The 20612-nt window shown below is 65.1% G+C and carries 15 protein-coding genes; 1 reads left to right on the plus strand and 14 read right to left on the minus strand.

The window, feature by feature from the left end:
* Nucleotides 1-46 precede the first annotated feature (46 nt).
* The 12 genes from lpdA to pabB all read right to left on the minus strand — a co-directional run bounded on the left by lpdA (nucleotide 47) and on the right by pabB (nucleotide 14845).
* Nucleotides 47-1435, minus strand: a complete 1389-nt coding sequence (gene lpdA, locus IOC82_RS03280; protein ID WP_290544753.1) for a dihydrolipoyl dehydrogenase — start codon at nucleotides 1433-1435, stop codon at nucleotides 47-49.
* 11 nt (nucleotides 1436-1446) lie between these two features.
* Nucleotides 1447-2193, minus strand: a complete 747-nt coding sequence (locus IOC82_RS03285; protein WP_290544754.1) for an SDR family oxidoreductase — start codon at nucleotides 2191-2193, stop codon at nucleotides 1447-1449.
* A gap of 94 nt (nucleotides 2194-2287) precedes the next feature.
* Nucleotides 2288-3502, minus strand: coding sequence for a 2-oxoglutarate dehydrogenase complex dihydrolipoyllysine-residue succinyltransferase (gene odhB / locus IOC82_RS03290; RefSeq protein WP_290544755.1), 1215 nt, complete (start codon nucleotides 3500-3502; stop codon nucleotides 2288-2290).
* Nucleotides 3503-3515: 13 nt separating this feature from the next.
* Nucleotides 3516-6479 (minus strand): 2-oxoglutarate dehydrogenase E1 component, encoded by a 2964-nt coding sequence (locus tag IOC82_RS03295; protein ID WP_290544756.1) that lies wholly within the window; start codon nucleotides 6477-6479, stop codon nucleotides 3516-3518.
* Between the two features lie 197 nt (nucleotides 6480-6676).
* Nucleotides 6677-7552: a succinate--CoA ligase subunit alpha gene (sucD, locus tag IOC82_RS03300; RefSeq protein ID WP_290544757.1), complete on the minus strand. Its 876-nt coding sequence runs from the start codon at nucleotides 7550-7552 to the stop codon at nucleotides 6677-6679.
* 364 nt (nucleotides 7553-7916) lie between these two features.
* Nucleotides 7917-9086 carry an ADP-forming succinate--CoA ligase subunit beta gene (sucC, locus tag IOC82_RS03305; RefSeq protein ID WP_290544758.1) on the minus strand — a complete coding sequence of 390 codons (1170 nt, stop codon included), beginning with the start codon at nucleotides 9084-9086 and terminating at the stop codon, nucleotides 7917-7919.
* A 33-nt stretch (nucleotides 9087-9119) separates the two neighbouring features.
* The gene (gene mdh, locus IOC82_RS03310) at nucleotides 9120-10082 is read right to left on the minus strand and encodes a malate dehydrogenase (protein ID WP_290544759.1); all 963 of its coding nucleotides are present in this window, start codon (nucleotides 10080-10082) and stop codon (nucleotides 9120-9122) included.
* A gap of 133 nt (nucleotides 10083-10215) precedes the next feature.
* On the minus strand, nucleotides 10216-11307 hold the full coding sequence (gene zapE / locus IOC82_RS03315) for a cell division protein ZapE (RefSeq protein WP_290544760.1): 1092 nt from the start codon (nucleotides 11305-11307) through the stop codon (nucleotides 10216-10218).
* 94 nt (nucleotides 11308-11401) lie between these two features.
* Entirely contained in the window at nucleotides 11402-12052 is a 651-nt protein-coding gene (gene fsa / locus IOC82_RS03320; RefSeq protein ID WP_290544761.1) for a fructose-6-phosphate aldolase, read from the minus strand.
* A gap of 29 nt (nucleotides 12053-12081) precedes the next feature.
* The gene (locus IOC82_RS03325; RefSeq protein ID WP_290544762.1) at nucleotides 12082-12948 is read right to left on the minus strand and encodes an aminotransferase class IV; all 867 of its coding nucleotides are present in this window, start codon (nucleotides 12946-12948) and stop codon (nucleotides 12082-12084) included.
* On the minus strand, nucleotides 12945-13508 hold the full coding sequence (locus tag IOC82_RS03330; RefSeq protein WP_290544763.1) for an aminodeoxychorismate/anthranilate synthase component II: 564 nt from the start codon (nucleotides 13506-13508) through the stop codon (nucleotides 12945-12947). The genes IOC82_RS03325 and IOC82_RS03330 overlap by 4 nt, the downstream gene beginning before the upstream one ends.
* Nucleotides 13505-14845, minus strand: coding sequence for an aminodeoxychorismate synthase component I (pabB, locus tag IOC82_RS03335; RefSeq protein WP_290544764.1), 1341 nt, complete (start codon nucleotides 14843-14845; stop codon nucleotides 13505-13507). Before pabB ends, IOC82_RS03330 begins: the two co-directional genes overlap by 4 nt.
* A 54-nt stretch (nucleotides 14846-14899) precedes the next feature.
* Here pabB and IOC82_RS03340 point away from each other — a divergent pair, with 54 nt between their 5' ends.
* A complete protein-coding gene (locus IOC82_RS03340) occupies nucleotides 14900-17068 on the plus strand; it encodes a primosomal protein N' (protein WP_290544765.1) in 2169 nt (722 codons plus the stop codon).
* 333 nt (nucleotides 17069-17401) lie between these two features.
* Here the strand turns inward: IOC82_RS03340 and IOC82_RS03345 are convergent, their stop codons facing one another.
* The gene (locus tag IOC82_RS03345; protein WP_290544766.1) at nucleotides 17402-18325 is read right to left on the minus strand and encodes an aldose epimerase family protein; all 924 of its coding nucleotides are present in this window, start codon (nucleotides 18323-18325) and stop codon (nucleotides 17402-17404) included.
* Between the two features lie 61 nt (nucleotides 18326-18386).
* On the minus strand, nucleotides 18387-20189 hold the full coding sequence (locus IOC82_RS03350; RefSeq protein WP_290544767.1) for an IlvD/Edd family dehydratase: 1803 nt from the start codon (nucleotides 20187-20189) through the stop codon (nucleotides 18387-18389).
* Nucleotides 20190-20612: the final 423 nt, after the last annotated feature.

The following is a 20612-nucleotide window of genomic DNA, read 5'->3' on the forward strand; positions in this document are numbered from 1 at the left end:
CATCATGCCCGGCCATGATGAAAACTGGTGACGTGTGAGCAGGGCGTTACGAATGGATCGCCCGGCCCGCCACCGCGAGCGCCGCTTCCTTCACCGCTTCCGACAGCGTGGGATGCGCATGGCAGGTGCGGGCGAGGTCTTCGGCACTGCCGCCGAATTCCATCAGCACGGCGGCCTCGTGGATCAGCTCGCCCGCCATGGGGCCGACGATGTGGACGCCCAGCACGCGGTCGGTCCTGGCATCGGCCAGCACCTTCACGAAGCCATCCGTCGTCTGATTGGCCTTGGCGCGGCCATTGGCGAGGAACAGGAACTTGCCGGCCTTGTAGTCCACGCCCCCGGCCTTCAGCTCCTCTTCCGTCTTGCCGACGGCGGCGACTTCCGGGTTGGTGTAGACGACGCCGGGGATGACGCCGTAATTCACATGGCCGGCTTGCCCCGCGAGGATCTCGGCGAGCGCGATGCCTTCGTCCTCCGCCTTGTGGGCGAGCATGGGGCCGCGGATGACGTCGCCGATGGCATAGATGCCCGGCACATTGGTCTGGAAATAGTCGTCCACCTCGACGCGGCCGCGGTTATCGAGTTTCACGCCCGCGGCTTCAAGGCCAAGACCTTCGGTGTAGGGCGTGCGGCCGACGGCGACGAGCACCACTTCTGCCTCGATGGTTTCAGGCGTGCCGCCCGCGGCGGGCTCGACGTTAAGCGTCACCTTGTCCTTCGACTTCACGGCGCCCGTCACCTTCGATGACAGGCGGAAGGCGAAGCCCTGCTTCTGCAGCATGCGCTGGAAGGTCTTGGCGGCGTCGTGGTCCATGCCGGGCAGGATGCGGTCGAGATACTCGATCACCGTCACCTTGGCGCCAAGGCGGGCATAGACGGAGCCGAGCTCGAGGCCAATGACGCCGGCGCCGATGACGGCCAGCGTGGCGGGAACTTTCCCGAGGTCGAGGGCGCCGGTGGAGGAGACGATCTGCTCCTCGTCGACATCGATGCCCTTGAGCCTGGCGACGTCCGAACCGGTGGCGATGACGATGGACTTCGTCTCGATGGTCTCGCCGCCCACGGTGACCTTGCCGGGACCTGAGATCTTGCCAACCCCACGGAACACGGCGACCTTGTTTTTTTTCAGCAGGAAGTCGATGCCCTTGGTGTTGCCGTCGATGGCCTCCTGCTTGAAGCCCATCATCTTCGGGAAGTCGACGCTGGTTTCGGCCTTGATGCCCATCTTGGCGAAGGCATGCTTCGACTCGGCATAGAGCTCGGAGGCATGCAACAGGGCCTTGGAGGGAATGCAGCCGACATTGAGGCAGGCGCCGCCATGGGTGGCGCGCTTTTCCACCACCGCGGCCTTGAGCCCCAGCTGGGCGGCGCGGATGGCGCAGACATAGCCGCCGGGGCCGGTGCCGATGATGGTGACGTCGAACGGGTTGGCCATGTTTCTGTTCCTTAGCAGCGCCCGCCGGCCACGGGAATGATGGAGCCGGTGACATAGGAGGATTGGTCCGAGCACAGCCAGAGGATGGCGTCCGCCACCTCGTCCGCCGTGCCTTCACGCTTCATGGGGATGTGCTCGCGCATCATCTTCACGCGGCCGGGAATGCCGGAGCTGTCATGAATCTCGGTGTCGATGATGCCGGGGCGCACCGCATTGACGCGCACGCCCTCGGCTGCGACTTCGCGGCCGAGCCCGATGGTGAGCACGTCGATGGCGCCCTTGCTCGCGGCATATTCGACGCCGAGGCCCGGGGCGCCCAGCACGGAGGCCGCGGAGCCGAGGTTGACGATCGATCCGCCGCTGCCGCCATGCCTCGCCGACATGCGCTTCACCGCCTCGCGCGCGCAGAGGAAGGAGCCGAGGATGTTGATGTCGAAGAGGCGCTTCAGGCGCTCCGCGCTCATTTCGTCCAGCCGGTTCTGGCGGTCCATGATGCCGGCATTGTTGACGAGGACCTTGAGGGGGCCGAGCTTGTCCGCTGCGGCGAAGAGGGCGAGGATATCGGCTTCTTTCGCGACGTCGCCCTGGACGGCGACCGCCTTGCCGCCCGCGGCGGTGATGGCCTTCACCACATCATTCGCAGCGGCTTCGTTCGAGGCGTAGTTGACGACGACGGTGTAGCCCGCCGCACCAAGCTTCAGCGCCGCCGCGCGGCCGATGCCGCGGCTGCCGCCAGTGAGGATGGCTACTGCTGTCATATCTCCCACTCCCCCGCCTCCCGCTCCCCTTCTTCCGTCACCCCGGCAAAGGGCCGGGATGACAGCAATGAGGGGAGGGATCACGGCATTATTGTTAAAGGTCCAGAATGATCCGCTGCGGATCCTCGAGGTTCTCCTTGACGCGCACCAGGAAGGTGACGGCTTCCTTGCCGTCGACGATGCGGTGGTCATAGGACAGCGCCAAATACATCATCGGGCGGATCGCCACCTGGCCGTTGATGGCCATGGGGCGCTCCTGGATCTTGTGCATGCCGAGGATGCCGGACTGCGGCGCGTTGAGGATCGGCGTCGACATCAGAGAGCCATAGATGCCGCCGTTGGAGATGGTGAAGGTGCCGCCCTGCATGTCGGCGATCTGCAGGTTGCCGTCACGCGCGCGCTTGCCGTATTCAGCGATGGTCTTCTCGATGCCGGCAAAGGACAGCATGTCGGCATCGCGCAGCACGGGCACGACGAGGCCCTTGTCGGTGCCGACCGCCACGCCGATGTTGTAGAAGTTCTTGTAGACGATGTCGTCGCCGTCGATCTCGGCATTGACCGCCGGGATCTCCTTCAGCGCCTGGATGCAGGCCTTCACGAAGAAGCTCATGAAACCGAGCTTCACGCCGTGCTTCTTCTCGAACAGGTCCTTGTACTGGTTGCGGACCTGCATGGCCGCCGTCATGTCCACCTCGTTGAAGGTGGTGAGCATGGCGGCGGTGTTCTGCGCATCCTTCAGGCGGCGCGCGATGGTGAGGCGGAGGCGCGACATCTTCACGCGCTCCTCGCGCGCGGCATCGGACGGGGTTGACGGCGCGCGGGCGGCAGGTGCGGATGCTGCGGGGATCACCAGCGGCTTCGACTCCGCGGCGGGCTTCTCCAGATGCGCGATCACGTCGCCCTTGGTGAGGCGTCCATCCTTGCCGGTGCCGGAAACGGCGGCGGTGTCGACCTTGTTCTCCGCCACCATCTTGCGGACGGCGGGCGAGAGGGTCTGCTCGGCGGCCTTGGCGGCGGGGGCCTCGGCCTTCTTCGGCGCTTCGGCCGTATTGGTGGGCGCGGAACCGGCCGCACCTTCCTCGATCATGCCGAGAAGGGCGCCGACATTGACCGTGGTTCCGGGCTCGGCGGAGATCGCCGCGAGCTTGCCCGAGGCCGGGGCGGGCACCTCGACGGTGACCTTGTCGGTTTCCAGCTCGACCAGCGACTCGTCCGCCTTCACGGCCTCGCCCGGCTTCCTGAACCACTTCGCAATCGTCGCCTCGGTGACCGATTCACCCAGTGCCGGAACGCGGATTTCCTTTGCCATCTTGTTTGTTCCTTCAAGCCTTGTTTTCGCCCAGCGCCTCATCGAGGAACGTGCGCAGTTCCTTGAGGTGCCGGCTCATCAGGCCGGTTGCGGTGGAAGCCGAAGCCGCGCGGCCCACATAGCGGGGCCGTGTGTGTTTCGCGCCGATGAAGTCGAGCACGCGCTCGATGTTGGGCTGCACGAAGCTCCAGGCGCCCATGTTGTAGGGCTCCTCCTGGCACCAGACGAACTCCGCATCCTTGAAACGCGACAGGATGTTGATGAGCGCCTTGTGCGGCCAGGGATAGAGCTGCTCGACGCGCAGCAAATAGATGCCGGTGAGGCCCCGCTTCTCGCGCTCCTCGTAGAGATCGTAATAGACCTTGCCGGTGCACAGGATGACGCGGCGGATCTTGCCGTCCGGCTGCAGCTTGATCGCCTCGCCCGGCATCATCTCCGCGTCGTCCCACAGGAGGCGGTGGAAGGTGGCGCCCTCGTCCATCATCGAGAGCGGCGAGGTGGCGCGCTTGTGCCGCAGCAGCGACTTCGGCGTCATGATCACCAGCGGCTTGCGGATGTCGCGCTTCAGCTGGCGCCTCAGGATGTGGAAATAGTTCGCGGGCGTCGTGACGTTCGCCACCTGCATGTTGTCCTCGGCGCACATCTGCAGATAGCGCTCCATGCGGGCGGAGGAATGCTCCGGCCCCTGGCCCTCGTAGCCATGCGGCAGCAGCACGGTGAGGCCCGACATGCGCAGCCACTTGCGCTCTCCGCTCGAGATGAACTGGTCGAAAACCACCTGCGCACCGTTGGCGAAGTCGCCGAACTGGGCTTCCCAGATGGTCAGCGTGTTGGGCTCGGCCAGCGAGTAGCCGTATTCGAAGCCCAGCACCGCCTCTTCCGAGAGCATGGAGTTGATGGCGTCGATCTTGACCTTCTGGTCCTTCACCAGGTGATTGAGCGGCGTGTAGCGCTTCTCGTTGTCCTGGTCGACGAGCACGGCGTGGCGCTGCGAGAAGGTGCCGCGCTGCACGTCTTGCCCCGAAAGCCGGATGGGGAAGCCCTCGAGCAGCAACGAGCCGAAGGCGAGGTGCTCAGCCATCGCCCAGTCCAGCCCCGTGCCGTCCTCGATCATCTTGCGGCGCGCATCGAGCACGCGCTGCATGGTGCGGTGGACCTTGAAGGTCTTCGGCACGCGTGTGAGCTTGAGGCCGATGTCCTTGAGCGTTGCGATGGGCACGCCGGTGTGGCCCTTCCTCGGCTCCTCGTGATCCTTCGCTGCCTTGAGGCCGGCCCAGCGGCCGTCGAGCCAGTCGGCCTTGTTGGCCTTGTAGTTCTCGGCCACGCTGAAATTGTCATCGAGCGTCTTGCGGTAGGCCGCCTTCATGGCGTCGAAATCGGCCCCGGAGATGACGCCCTCGTCGACCAGGCGCTTGCCATAGAGCGTCACCACAGTGGGCTGCTGGGCGATGCGTTTGTACATCAGCGGCTGGGTGAAGGCCGGCTCGTCCGTTTCGTTGTGGCCGAAGCGGCGGTAGCAAAACATGTCGATGACGACGGGCTTCCTGAACTTCTGCCGGAACTCGATGGCGATCTTCGCGGCATAGACGACGGCTTCCGGATCGTCGCCATTGCAGTGGAAGATTGGCGCCTCGATCATCTTGGCGACGTCGGAGGGGTAGGGCGATGAGCGCGACCAGATCGGGCTTGTGGTGAAGCCGATCTGGTTGTTGACGATGAAGTGGATGGAACCGCCGCAGCGGTGGCCGCGCAAGCCTGACAGCCCGAAGCATTCCGCCACCACGCCTTGCCCCGCAAAAGCCGCGTCGCCGTGGATCAGGAGGGGCAGCACCGAGGTGCGCTCCTTGTCGCCGCGCTGGTCCTGCTTGGCGCGCGCCTTGCCGAGCACAACGGGATCGACGATCTCGAGATGCGAGGGATTGGCGGTGAGCGAGAGGTGCACGGTGTTCTCGTCGAACACGCGGTCGGAGGAAGAGCCGAGGTGATACTTGACGTCGCCCGAACCCTCGACCTCATCAGGGGTGGAGAATCCGCCCTTGAACTCGTGGAAGATCGCCGAGAAGGGCTTCGACATCACATTGGCCAGCACGTTCAACCGGCCGCGATGCGCCATGCCGAGCACGATTTCCTTCAGCCCCAGCTGGCCGCCGCGCTTGATGATCTGCTCGAGCGCGGGGATCATCGACTCGCCGCCATCGAGGCCGAAGCGCTTGGTGCCGGTGTACTTGACGTTCAGGAACTGCTCGAAGCCCTCGCCCTCGATGAGCTTGTTGAGGATGGCCTTCTTGCCCTCCTTGGTGAAGCTGATGGCCTTGTCCGGACCCTCGATCCGCTCCTGGATCCAGGCCTTCTGCCCGGGGTCAGAGATATGCATGAACTCGACACCCAGCGTGCTGCAGTACGTGCGCTTTAGGATGCCGGTGATCTGGCGGATGGTCGCGTGTTCGAGCCCTAGCACGCGATCGAGGAAAATCGGGCGGTCCATGTCCGCTTCGGTGAAGCCGTAGGTGGCGGGGTCGAGCTCCGGGTGGGTTTCGGGCGCCTTGAGCTTCAGGGGGTCGAGGTCGGCGGCGAGATGGCCGCGCATGCGGTAGGCGCGGATCATCATCAGCGCACGGACAGAATCCATCGTGGCCTTGCGCACGTCGTCCGCCGACAGGGCGGGGGATTTGGCTTCGGCGGCAGGCGCACCCTTGGCGGCGGGGGGGGCCACGGCCGGCCAGTTGCCGTCGAGGGCGTTGACGAGATCGCCCGATTCAGCTTTGGGCCAGTCCTTCCTCTGCCACGACGGACCCTCGACCTGCTGCCTGGCTTGTGCGGCGTTGTCTTCCAGCCCGGCAAAGAATTGCCGCCAGTGCGGGTCCACGGCGGCGGGGTTCTCAAGATACTTGGCGTAGAGCTGCTCGATGTACTGGGCGTTGCCGCCATAGAGGAAGGAGGTTTGCTCGAAGGCAGTGGTGAGATCGGTTTTGTTCATCCCATGATCCTCATTGCGCGTCCTCGCCCGCGAAGCGGGAGAGGAAAGGGGCCCGCCGCGGCAGCGGCGGGATAGGTGAGGGGAAGTAAGCGCAGAACCAGCGGACCCTCACCTCCCCCATGCTGCGCATGGGGTCCCGTCCTCTCCCGCCTGGCGGGAGAGGACGAGGGGGCATGGGGTCCGGCTTGCCGCATAAATCAGCCCTTCAGCGTCTTGACCAGCGTCTTGCCAAGCAAAGCGGGCGAATCCGCGACGGCGATGCCGGCGCGCTTCATGGCGTCGATCTTGGACTCGGCCCCGCCCTTGCCGCCGGAAATGATGGCGCCGGCATGGCCCATGCGGCGGCCCGGAGGTGCGGTGCGGCCGGCGATGAAGCCGGCCATGGGCTTCTTCTTCTTGGACTTGGCGATAAACTCCGCGGCGTCTTCCTCGGCCGAGCCGCCGATCTCGCCGATCATGATGATCGATTGAGTTGCGTCGTCGGCGAGGAACATTTCCAGCATGTCGATGAATTCGGCGCCCTTGACAGGGTCACCGCCGATGCCGACGGCGGTGGTTTGCCCCAGGCCCTCGCGGGTGGTCTGGAACACGGCTTCATAGGTGAGTGTGCCGGAGCGCGAGACGATGCCGACCGAACCTTTCTTGAAGATATTGCCCGGCATGATGCCGATCTTGCATTCGTCAGGCGTGAGCACGCCCGGGCAGTTGGGCCCGATGAGGCGGGACTTGGAGCCCGACAGCGCGCGCTTCACCTTCACCATGTCCATCACCGGAATGCCCTCGGTGATGCAGACGATGAGCGGGATCCCGGCATCGATCGCCTCGAGGATCGCATCCGCCGCGAAGGGCGGCGGCACGTAGATCACGGAGGCGTCAGCGCCCGTGGCCTGCTTTGCATCCCACACCGTGTCGAACACCGGAACGCCCACATGGATCGTGCCGCCTTTGCCCGGCGTCACGCCGCCCACCATTTGCGTGCCATAGGCAATGGCCTGCTCGGTGTGGAAGGTGCCGTTGTTGCCGGTGATGCCCTGGCAGATGACCTTGGTGGACTTGTCGACGAGAATGGACATTAGCTCTCCAGTTTTTCTTGGCGCGGTCGCTTTGCAACCCGGAATGTAAGGAGCAGGACGAGGCAGGCCATCAGTGGACCAAACACGTAGATGAAGCCGTAGTTCAAAGCTCCTCCTGGCCCGTCGCACGCAAAAATCATTTTGCCGTCACCGCAGACAGCAGGATCGGAGCAATCAGGGGGAACAAATTCTGGCGGAGCACTGCATGTAATGACCATCTCGACAATCGCGTAGAGAAGAAGTCCACTTAGCAGTAGCCCGACGGCCCAGACCGCCCGCTGGCCCAAGTACCGCCCTGCCAACAAAAGCAGCAGCCACACCAATGCGGCGCAGATTGCTGAGGAGATGGCAAGGGGTACGAGAATCACGCCGCTTCCTTCACAGCCTGGACGATCTTGGACGCGGCATCGTTGAGGTCGTCGGCGGGGATGACGTTGAGGCCAGACTCGCTGATGATCTTTTTGCCGAGATCGACGTTGGTGCCTTCGAGCCGCACGACGAGGGGAACCTTGAGGCCCACTTCCTTCACCGCGGCGATGACGCCCTCGGCGATGACGTCGCACTTCATGATGCCGCCGAAGATGTTGACGAGGATGCCCTTCACCTTCGGGTCCGCTGTGATGATCTTGAAGGCCGCGGCGACCTTCTCCTTGGAGGCGCCGCCGCCGACGTCGAGGAAGTTGGCGGGCTCGGCGCCATAGAGCTTGATGATGTCCATCGTCGCCATGGCGAGGCCTGCGCCGTTCACCATGCAGCCGATGGAGCCATCGAGCGCCACGTAGGAGAGATCATATTTGGAAGCCTCAATCTCCTTCGGGTCCTCTTCCGTCAGATCGCGGAGTTCCTTGATCTCCGGGTGACGGTCGAGCGCGTTGGAGTCGAAGTTGATCTTGGCGTCGAGGCAGATCAGGTTGCCGTCCTTGGTGACGACCAGCGGGTTGATTTCGAGCAGGCTCATGTCCTTGTCGACGAAGGCCTTGTAGAGCTGGCCGATCATCTTCACGCATTGCTTGGCCTGATCGCCCTCAAGCTTCAGCGCCGCGGCGATGCGGCGGCCGACATAGGGCGCGTAACCGGCGGCAGGATCGACCTGCACGGTGACGATCTTCTCCGGCGTGTCATGGGCCACCTTCTCGATGTCCATGCCGCCCTCGGTCGAGGCGATGAAGGCGACGCGCGAGGTTTCGCGGTCGACCAGGATCGAGAGATAGAGCTCGCGGGCGATGGCCGTGCCTTCCTCGATATAGAGGCGCTGCACCAGCTTGCCCTCGGGGCCGGTCTGGTGCGTGACCAGCGTCATGCCGAGCATGCGGGTGGCCTCGGCCTTCACATCGTCGATGGACTTCACCACCTTCACGCCGCCGCCCTTGCCTCGGCCGCCGGCGTGGATCTGCGACTTCACGACCCACACGGGGCCACCCAGCGTCTGCGCGGCCTTAACGGCCTCGTCCACGGTGAAGGCCGCGATGCCCTTGCCGGTCGCGACGCCGAAGCCGCGGAGCACGTCCTTGGCCTGGTATTCATGGATGTTCATCTTGCCACGTCCTTGTTTTACGTGCGCGTCAAATCAGGCGAGATCGGGAGCGATGGTCTTGGCCGCGGCCATGAGGGCGTGCACGGCGTCAACCGACTTCCTGAAGCCCGCCTTGTCCTCGTCGCTGAGCGAAATCTCGGCGATGCGCTCGACGCCCTTGGCGCCGATCACGACGGGAACGCCCACATAGGTGTCTTTCACGCCATACTGGCCAGTCAGGTTTGCGGCACAGGGCAGAAGGCGCTTCTTGTCCTTGAGGTAGCTCTCGGCCATCTCGATCGCCGAGGTGGCGGGGGCATAATAGGCGGAGCCGGTCTTCAGCAGGCTGACGATTTCCGCTCCGCCGTCGCGCGTGCGCTGCACGATCTTGTCGATCTTCTCGCTTGTGGACCAGCCCATCTTGATGAGGTCCGGCACCGGAATTCCGGCCACCGCGGAGTAGCGGATCAGCGGCACCATGGTGTCGCCATGGCCGCCGAGCACGAAGGCGGTGACGTCCTGGACGGAGACATTGAATTCCTCGGCGAGGAAGTGGCGGAAGCGGGCGCTGTCGAGCACGCCCGCCATGCCCACCACCTTCTGGGGCGGCAGGCCGCAATATTTCTGCAGGGCCCAGACCATCACGTCGAGCGGGTTGGTGATGCAGATGACGAAGGCATCGGGGGCATGTTGCCTGATGCCCGCACCCACCGAGGCCATGACCTTGAGGTTGATCCCCAGGAGATCGTCACGGCTCATGCCGGGCTTCCTCGGAACACCCGCCGTCACGATGCAGACGTCGGCGCCGGCGATGGCCTCGTAGGAATTGGCGCCCGACAGCTTCGTGTTAAAGCCCTCGACCGGCCCCGACTGGGCGAGGTCCAGCGCCTTGCCCTGTGGCAGGCCCTCGGCAATGTCGAAAATGACGATGTCGCCAAGTTCCTTCAGCGCCGCGAGATGCGCAAGCGTGCCGCCGATCATGCCGCCGCCGATCAGAGCGATTTTCTTCCGAGCCATGTAAGGGATTCCTTCTTGAAGGCCGTGCCGTCAGGTCGTTTTGCAGTGCAAAAGCGACGTTTGTGTAGACCCGATATCTATCACCTTCAAGACGGCGGCCTAGTCCTTTTGGAGGAGAAACTTGACCAAAACGTCAGGTTTCGGCGATTTTTTTGCCCCACCAGGAGGCCGACTGCATCTCCTTGAGGCGCGAGACGGTTCTGCCGAATTCGACGGCGTGGTCTCCCGCGGGATAGATGCCCTCCGGGGCTTGCGCGGAGGTGGCCACCAGCCTGATCTTGCCGTCATAGAGCGTGTCGATCAGCAGCACGAAGCGCTTGGCCTCGTTGCGGCTGTCTGGGTTCAACTCTGGGATGTGCTCAAGGAATAGAATCTGGAAATTCTGGGCCAGCGCCAGGTAATCCGGCGGGCCCAGCGGCTGCCCGCAGAGTTCGGCGAAGGAAAAGCGCGCGCAGCCATGGGCGGCCTGCGGCACGTGCAGCTTGCGGCCCAGCACGCCGATGTCCATGGGCTCGCCCCGTTCCGTGTCGGTGAGGCGTTGCCACAGGTCCTGCAGGCGGGCGTCGGTCTGGGCCGAGATCGGCGTGAGGAAAGTCTCATGCGCCTTCACCCGGCCGAGGCGGTAATCCGTCGGGCTCTCCAGCGAGACGACATCGAGGCGCTCCCCGATGAGCGCGATGAAGGGCAGGAAGAGCTGGCGGTTGAGGCCGTTGCGGTAAAGCTGGCCGGGCGCGAGGTTGGAGGTGGTGACGATCACCGTGCCGGCCGCCAGCAGGCCCTCGAACAGGCGGCCGACGATCATGGCGTCCGCAATGTCGGTGACCTGCATCTCGTCGAGGCAGAGGAGGCGCGCTTCCTTCGCCAGCGCCTTCGCCACGGGGGCGATGGCATCTTGGCGGTGCGACTGCCGCGCGGCGTGGAGGCGCCTGTGCACGTCCTGCATGAAGGCATGGAAGTGGACGCGGCGCTTCGGGGCGGTTTCGGCTGTCTCGTAGAAGATGTCCATCAGCATGGTCTTGCCGCGGCCCACCTCGCCGTGGATGTAGAGACCCTTGGGTGGGGCTGCGGGCTTACGGAAGCGGGCGAGGAGGCCGGAAGACGGGACCTGCGCGGTCAGTGCGGTGGCGAGTGCGTCGAGCCTCGCTGCAACAGCTCGCTGCGCGGCATCGGGCTTGAGGGTGCCTGCGCCGCAGCGCAGCTGATATTCAGTAAGGATGGCGCCCATTACGCGCCACCCTCGAAGTCCGCCGTCCCGCCTTTCGCCGGGATGACGGCCAGAGGGGGAGAGGGCGAAGAGTGGGGCGCCGTCACGTTGCGCCTTACAGCGTCTGCCCGGTCTTCTTCCAATCCGCCAGGAACTGCTCGATGCCCTTGTCGGTCAGAGGGTGCTTGACCAGGCCCTTGATGACGGCGGGCGGGCAGGTGGCGACGTCGGCGCCGATCAAGGCCACCTGCTTCACATGCAGCGCGGTGCGCACGGAGGCCGCGAGGATCTCGGTGTCGAAGGCGTAATTGTCGTAGATCTGGCGGATCTCCGCGATGAGGTCCGTGCCGTCCAGGTGAATGTCGTCGAGACGGCCGATGAAGGGCGAGATGAAGGTGGCGCCGGCCTTGGCGGCCAAGAGCGCCTGGATGGCCGAGAAGCAGAGCGTGACGTTCACCATGCAGCCGTCGGAGGTGAGCGCCTTGCAGGCCTTGAGGCCATCGAGCGTGAGCGGCACCTTGATCGTGACGTTGGGTGCGATCTGGCGCAGGCCGGCGGCCTCGCGCATCATGCCGTCATAGTCGAGCGACACGACCTCCGCCGAGACCGGGCCTTCGACGATCGCGCAGATATCGGCGATCACATCCTTGAAGTTGCGGCCGGACTTGGCAATCAGCGAGGGGTTGGTGGTGACGCCGTCGAGCAGCCCCAGGTCATTCAGTTCCTGTATGTCCTTCACTTCGGCGGTATCGGCAAAGAATTTCATGGGCGGGTCCCTTTTGTCTGCGGGGAGCCTTACCGCCCGGACTTGCCCAAATCAACCATGCGCGGGTCGTGGCCGCATTGCAGGCGGGCCGCCTCGCACAGAGACTGGATGAGGGGGCTGAGGTCGCCCTGCGCCAGCGGCCCGCGGTCCAGCGCCGTGACGGGCCTGATGAAGCGCAGGCTGTTGGTGAGGAACACGGCATCCGCCTCCTTCAGCTCGCCGGGCTTCACCACGCGTTCCTCGGGCTTGAGGCCCAAGTGCGCGGCGGAATGGAGCAGCGTCTGGCGGGTTACCCCCGTCAGGATGCCCTGGTCGCGGGCCGGCGTGACAAGGCTCTTGCCCTTGAGAAGGAAGACATTGGCGATGGTGGTGCAGGCGACATTGCCGTCCCCATTGAGCATCAGCGCGTCCTCGACGCCGTGGCTCGCCGCCTCGCGCGCAGCTGCGATGTTGTCGATGTAGGAGAGGGTCTTCAGCCGGCAGGAGACCGACTGCGGGTTGCGGCGGATCGCGGTTGACGACAGCGCCACGGACTTCAGCATCATGTTCGCGTCGAAGGCGTCGAGCATGAGGAGCAGGCTGGAGGAGCCGCCGGCCGCCGCAAGTCCGCGCGCCGCGGTACCGCGGGTCAGCGTCACGCGCAGCACGTGGTGAAGCCTGGGGATGCCGGTGAGGATTTCCGCCACCGCATCATCCAGCGTGCCGCGGTCGAAGCCGAGGCCCAGTTCCCTGGCCGCGGCCTCGAGCCGGGCGAAATGCATGTTGCCCCATAAGGGCGTGCGGTTGAGAACCAGCATGGTTTCGAACAGTCCGTCGCCCAGCAGCAGACCGCGCTCGCCGCGCGCCACCGCCAGCGGGCCCTCGGTGAGGGCGCCGTTGAACCAGGTGCGGCTCATTCCACCGCCTTCAGGAAATTCCTGAACATGTCGTAGCCGCCCTCAGTGAGGATCGATTCGGGGTGAAACTGTACCCCATAAGTCGGGTGGCTTGCATGACGCAGACCCATGACCTCGCCCTCGTCGCTCTTGGCCGTGACGATGAGTGGCGTGTCACGGCCCTCCAGTTCCACGATGAGCGAATGATAGCGCCCGGCGCTGAATCGCTGTGGCAGGCCCTCGAAGATGCCTTTGCCGTCATGGTTGATCTCGGAGGAGTCGCCATGCATCGGACGCTTTGCGCGTGTCACGAGGCCGCCGAAGACCTCGCCCATCACCTGGTGGCCGAGGCAGATGCCGAGAATGGGGAGCTTGCCCGAGTATTCGCGTATGATGTCCAACGACTGGCCCGCCTCACGCGGCGTGCAGGGGCCGGGCGAGACGACGATGGCTTTGGCTGCATCGAGGTCCCGCGCCGTCACCCCGTCATTGCGGACGACGCGCGTGTGCTGGCCCAGCTCCTCGAAATAGCGCGCCACGTTGTGAACGAACGAGTCGTAATTGTCGACGATGAGGATCATGGTTCAAAAGCCGCCATGATCCGCTTGATCTTGGTGAGGCTCTCTTCGTACTCGGCCGCCGGGTTCGACCGCGCCGTGATGCCGCCGCCGCCCTGCACGCGGGCGATGCCGTTCGCGAACTGCGCGGTGCGGATGGCGATGTTGAGGTCCGTGCGGCCGTTGAAGCCGATATAGCCGATGGCGCCGCAATAGACGCCGCGCGGGGACTGCTCGATCTCCGCGATGATCTCCATGGCGCGGATCTTCGGCGCACCGGTGATCGAGCCGCCCGGGAAGGTGGCGCCGATGAGGTCGCCGATGCCGTGAGCCTCCTTCAGTTCGGACGTGATGACCGAGACCAGGTGATGGACATTGGCATAGGTCTCGAGCCCGCAGAGCACCGGCACCTTCACCGTGCCCGCTTTCGAGACGCGCGAGAGATCGTTCCTGAGCAGGTCGACGATCATCACGTTCTCCGCGCGGTCCTTGCGCGATGAGGTGAGGTCGGCGATCAGGTTCGCATCGCGCACCGGATCAGAGTCGCGCCGCCTCGTGCCCTTGATGGGGCGGGCCTCGACCGTGACGCCATCGTAACGCAAGAGCCGCTCTGGCGAGGACGAGGCGATCTGGACCGGCCCGTAATCCATGTAGGCCGCGAAGGTGGCGGGGTTCTTCTGGCGCAGCACGCGGTAGAAGCCCAGGGGATCGAAGCCCGCGGGGATGGGCGCGGAGAACATCTGCGTGACGTTGGCCTGGAAGATGTCGCCCGCGAGAATGTAGTCCACCGTGAGGGCAATGGCCTTCTCGTAGGCCTCGCGCGTGAAGTTCGGCTGCCAGCCCTCGATGACGTGGCTGCCCGTCACCTTCGGGCGGCGGCGCAGCAGCTCCTCCATCTCGTCGGCGCGGGCGGGCGTTTCCGAGATGATCCATGCGCGCTCCTGCATGTGGTCGAAGGCGGCCACACAGTCATAGTGGTGCAGCATCAGGTCCGGGCAGAGCGGGGCGAAGTCCGGAATCCTGGCGTGTGGTTCGAGGCGGCGGCCATAGTCATAGGCGATGTAACCCGCGAGCCCGCCCTGGAAGGGCGGCAGGCCAGCGATGTGGCGCTGGCGGTTCTCGGCGACGATGCGGCCGATCAGCGTGAGCGCGCTCTTGGCGAGCGGCACGCCATTGTGGAAGGTGCCCCCGGCGTTCACCTCGATGGTGGCGGCCGGATTGCAGGCGAGGAAGGAATAGCGCCCCAGATGCTCCGAGCGCATGACGCTTTCGAGCAGCGTCAGGTGGCGTTGGCCTTTGAGCCGCAGGGCGAGCGCCGACGGCTCCAGGCAGACGATCTCGCGAACATGGGGTTCCCTCATGGCGGTGCCATATAACGGTGGAAGCCGCCCGGCCCCAAGTCTATTTCAGTCTCAATGACCCGCGATTCCGCCATAGCCGGGGTGCTGCTGCCGCTGGCGCTCGACGGCCCCTATTCCTACCGCGTGCCGCCGGGCATGGCGCTCGAGCCCGGAAGCTACGTCATCGTGCCGCTGGGTCCGCGCCAGATGATCGGCGTGGTCTGGGCCGTGAAGGACAAGGCGGATACGGACAAGACGCTCCGCGACGTGGCGCAAGTCTTCGACATGCCGCCGCTCCCTGAGACGCACCGGCGCTTCGTCGACTGGCTGTCGGCCTATTATCTCGAACCCGCGGGCAATGTGCTGCGCATGGTGCTGCGATCGCCCGGCGCCTTCGAGGGTCCCCGCGAGCAGATCGCTTACCGCGCAACCGGGCATGTTCCGAAACGGATGACCCCGCAGCGCGCCCGCGTGCTGGAGACCGCCCGCGAAGGCTTCGCCATGCGCGCCGCGGAACTGGCGGAAGCCGCGGGCGTGGGCACCTCGGTGATCAAGGTGCTGGCGAAGGATGGCGCGCTTGAGGCTGTGGCGCTGCCCGCGCACAGGCGCTTTGCGGAGCCCGACCTCAATGCCGGCGGCTTCGCACTCTCGAAGGGCCAGCAGGCGGCGGCGGACGCGCTGCGCGCGGTGGTGGCCCAGCGTCAGCACAAGGTGATGCTGCTCGACGGCGTCACAGGCTCCGGCAAGACGGAAGTCTATTTCGAGGCGATGGCGGCGGCGCTCGCATCTGGGGGGCAGGCGCTGCTGTTGCTGCCTGAGATCGCACTCACCCAGCCCTTCATCGAACGCGTCGAGCGGCGCTTCGGCGCTGAGCCGGCGCAGTGGCACTCGGACCTGCGGCCGCGCGAGCGCGAGAGGGTGTGGCGCGGCGTGGCCGATGGCACGGCGAAGATCGTTGTGGGGGCGCGCTCCGCGCTCTTCCTGCCGTGGAAGAAGTTGAAGCTCATCGTCGTCGATGAGGAGCATGAGAGCGCCTACAAGCAGGATGACGGCGTGCCCTATCACGCGCGTGACATGGCGGTGCTCTATGGCTCCATCGGGAAATTCCCCGTGGTGCTGTCCTCCGCAACGCCCTCGCTCGAAACGCTGGTGAATGTCGACCGTGGCCGCTACGGCGTGGTGCGGCTGATGGACCGGCACGGGCGGCCGGAACTGCCGGAGATCGGGTTGATCGACATGAAGCGCGCGGCCCTCGAGCCCGGCACATGGATTTCGCCGCCGCTCTTCGACGAAGTGAAGACGACTCTGGAGCAGGGTGATCAGGCGCTGCTGTTTTTGAACCGCCGCGGCTATGCGCCGCTCACCTTGTGCCGGGCCTGTGGCCACCGGCTGGAATGCCCGAACTGCGCCGCCTCGCTGGTGGAGCACAGATTCCGGCGGCAGCTGATGTGCCACCACTGCGGCCACCTCGAACCCATGCCGAAGGCGTGCCCGGGCTGCCACACGGAAGGAAAGATGGTTCCCGTGGGGCCCGGCGTGGAGCGGCTGGCGGAGGAGGCTGCCGTGCGCTTTCCGCAGGCGCGCATCGCGATTCTCTCCAGCGATCTCTCGCGTGGGCCCCTGCTGCGCGATACGATTTGCGGCGTGGAGGAGGGGCAGTTCAACCTCGTCATCGGCACGCAGCTCGTCGCCAAGGGTCACCACTTTCCGCATTTGACCCTGGTGGGCGTGGTGGACGCCGACTTGGCGCTTGAGTCCTCCGACCCGCGCGGGGCCGAGCGAACCTGGGCGCTGATGGCGCAAGTTGCGGGCCGTGCCGGGCGTGGCGCCAAGCCGGGGCGAGCCTTGGTGCAGACCTATCTACCCGAGCACCCGCTGATGCAGGCGCTGCGGAAGGGCGACCGCGATTCCTACCTGAACCAGGAAAAGGCGATCCGCGAGACTGCCGGGCTGCCGCCTTACGGGCGGCTGGCGGCGATCATCATTTCGGGCAACGACGCGGCGGAGACGGAGCGCTTCGCGCGCGCGCTCGGGCTGATTGCTCCGTTGGCGGACGGTATCGCGGTGCTGGGCCCCGCCGCGGCGCCGATCGCCATGGTGCGCGGGCGGCGCCGCTTCCGGTTCCTGGTGAAGGCAAAGCGGGACATGAATGTGCAGGCGTTCCTCAGGCTGTGGCTGAAGGACGTGAAGCCCAAGGGCTCGCTGGCGCTGCAAGTGGATGTGGACCCGTATAATTTCCTGTAGCCGCCGAGAGGCTCATCGTGCCCGGGCCGGGCCCGGCGGTGATGAATGAGAGAAATGGGCAAAGGCCCTGCCGATATCGCCTAAGGAAAATAAACCTTGACAGCGCGCGCTCGATGTGCTAGGAAAAGGCATACTCCAGATTCGCGCCCGGCACCCCGCCTTGCCGCCGCTCCGGCGAAGGCAGGGGTCCCGCTTTTTTCCGCCTGTGCTGATGCAAAGCGGGAATTCGGCCTTCGCCGGGGTGACGGATAGGGGGTGAATGTGGAGAGCATGGATGGCGGCGGTGGCCGGGTGATCGTCTTCTCCCGCTGAAGGAGCGGGAGAGGACGAAAGTCATGTGAAGAACCGCCACTCCATGCGGTGCCGGTAGACCTCGCCCGGACGCAGTTCGGCGCTGGGGAAGTTCTTGTGGCTTGGAGCGTCTGGCAGGTTCTGGGGTTCGATGGCGATGGCGCCGTATTGCCGGAGCGGCCCCGTCTTGCCAGGAAAGCTGGGGTTCCAGTGTTCGGCGGTGTACATCTGCATGCCGGCCTCGGTGGTCCAGACCTCCATGCGGCGGCGGGAGACCGGGTCTCGCAGGGTGAGGCCGTGCTTCAGCTCACCACGCGGGCCGTCGAGCACCCAGCAATTGTCATAGACGCCGCCCACGGGGCGCAGTGTACGGAAGTCCCAGCGGGTGCCGGTGACATCGCGCAGCTCGCCGGACGGCAGCAGCAACTCGCTGAGCGGCAGATAGCGCGAGCCCAGGATCTGCATCTCGTGATCGAAGGCGCCGCGCGCGCCGCCGGAGAGGTTCCAGTAGGCGTGGTTGGTGAGGTTGATGACGGTGGGCTTGGTGGTGCGGGCCTCGAAGCCGAGCGACAGCGTGTTGCCCTGCGCGGCATAAGTCGCGGTGACATCGAGGGCGCCGGGATAGCCCTGGTCGCCGTCAGGAGAATGAAGGGAGAAGGTGATGCTCTTGCCGGTTGCTTCCGCTTTCCAATGGCGGATGGCGAAATTGTCCGGGCCGCCATGGAGCTGGTGGTCGCCGAAATTCTTCGCGAGCTGGTATTCGGTGTTGTCGATGCTGATGCGGGCATTGGCAATGCGGCCCGCGATGCGGCCGGCGACGGCACCGGTGGTCCAATCGCCCGCCAGGATGCCGGCCTCCGTGCCGCCGCCCATCACGCAGTCGGCGCCGGCGAAGTCGAGCGCCACGAGGCGTGCGCCCAGAGTCGAGAAGCGGGCGCGGAAAATGCCGGTCGCGAGGTCGAACATGGTGCGGGCTCCTCGAAAGGCATCACCCCGGCGCGTGGGCCGGGGTGATGATGTTGGATCGTCAGTGGTTGTCCCGCGGCAGGCCCATGGTCTTGGCGACGCGCCGGAACTTGGTGGCGCCCTTCAGCACCATGCCTTCGGCGAGCTGGCCCACTTCCTTCCTGAAGATTTCCTGCCAGGGCGTCTGGCTCGGCGGCGCCTTGTAGCCACCGGCCTTCTCGAGTTCGGCGCGACGCTTCTCGAGTTCCTCCGCGGGCACCAGCATGTCGCAGGCGCCCTTGTTGAGGTCGATGCGCACCTGGTCGCCGTTCCTCAGGATGGCGAGGCCGCCGCCCGCTGCCGCCTCCGGCGAGGCGTTGAGGATCGAGGGCGAGCCCGAGGTGCCGGATTGGCGGCCGTCGCCCACGCAGGGGAGCGAGCGGATGCCCTTTTCGAGCAGGTAGTTGGGTGCCCGCATGTTCACGACCTCCGCCGCACCCGGATAGCCCAAGGGGCCGACGCCGCGGATGAAAAGGATGGTGTTCTCGTCGATATCGAGCTTTGGATCGTCAATATGCGCGTGGTAATCCTCCGGCCCGTCGAAGACGATGGCCTTGGCCACGAAGGCATTGGGGTCCTTCGGGTTCGAGAGATAGCGCTTCCTGAATTCCTCCGAGATCACGGAGGTTTTCATGATGGCGTTGTCGAAGAGGTTGCCGGAGAGGCGCTTGAAGCCCGCATGCTCCTTCATCGGCTTGCCGAATTCGCGGATGACGGCGCGGTCCCAGCTGAACTGGCCCTTGCAGTTCTCGCCGATGGTCTTGCCATTGGCGGTGACGCAGTCCTCGTGGATCTTGCCCGCGCCGATCAACTCGGCGATGACGGCGGGCACGCCGCCGGCGCGGTGATAGTCCTCGCCCAGATATTCGCCGGCGGGCTGCAGGTTGACCAGCAGCGGCAGGTCATAGCCATGCTTCTCCCAGTCGGCGACGGTGAGTTCTATCCCCAAATGCGCGGCGATGGCGTTCAGGTGGTTGGGCGCGTTGGTGGAGCCGCCGATGGCGGTGTTGACCGCGATGGCATTCTCGAAGGCCTTGCGCGTCATGATCTTCGACGGTGTCAGATCCTCCTTCACCATGTCGACGATGCGGCGGCCTGTCGCGTAAGCCATTTGTCCGCGTTCGCGATAGGGCGCGGGAATGACGCCGTTGCCGGGAAGGCACATGCCCAGCGCCTCGGTGAGCGAGTTCATGGTCGTCGCCGTGCCCATGGTGTTGCAGAAGCCGGTGGAGGGCGCGGAGGTGGCGACGAGTTCGACGAAGCCTTCGTAATCGAGCTCGCCCGTCGCCAGCTTCTCGCGCGCCATCCACACGATGGTGCCGGAGCCTGTGCGCTGGCCCTTGTACCAGCCGTTCAGCATGGGGCCCGACGAGAGGGCGATGGCCGGAATGTCCACCGTGGCGGCGGCCATCAGGCAGGCGGGCGTGGTCTTGTCGCAGCCGATGGTAAGCACCACGCCATCCAGCGGATAGCCGTAAAGCACTTCGACGAGGGAGAGGTAGGAGAGGTTCCGGTCGAGCGAGGCGGTGGGCCGCTTGCCGGTTTCCTGAATGGGGTGGATGGGGAATTCCAGCGGAATGCCGCCATTCTCGTAGATGCCATCCCTCACGCGCTTCACGAGGTCCACATGGGCGCGGTTGCAGGGGGAGAGGTCGGAGCCGGTCTGGGCAATGCCGATGATCGGCTTGCCGCCCTGCAGTTCGGAGCGGGTGAGGCCGAAATTCAGGTAGCGCTCGAGGTAGAGCGCCGTCATGTCGGCATTGGCCGGATTGTCGAACCAGGCCTGGGAACGGTATTTGAGCGGCTTCTGCGTATTGCTTGCCATGGGGGACCTCCAATTGTCCGACATTTACAGGGGGAGCCCCGGTACGTCTATGGCAAGCGCGGCATAGCGGGCCTGAATAGGCGGGCGGGCTGGTTCCGGGCCGGGAGGCGGTTTTTTGACCGGCTGGACGGTTTCGGACCCTCCCGGCACCTTTCGGCGGGCTGCTTACAGCCCTCTGTAACAGACGAATGAATATTACAAAACAGTTACTTATCAGTTTTCTGAAGGTTTCGTGTTTTCCGGTGTTGACAGTTCAGGGTGCATCGCCATATACAACCAACCACTGAGGGACGCATCGCTTTGAGCGTTGTGGTTCTTTTTTTGCCGAAAGCCGACAAGGTGGCAGGTTTGCCGGTGATCCTGAGAGGGTTGGACCGGGGGATTTGTGCGTTTGGTTTTTGGTTAGCTGATTGACATTGTGAA

This window comes from Aestuariivirga sp. (assembly GCF_020252395.1).
Lineage (GTDB): Bacteria > Pseudomonadota > Alphaproteobacteria > Rhizobiales > Aestuariivirgaceae > Aestuariivirga.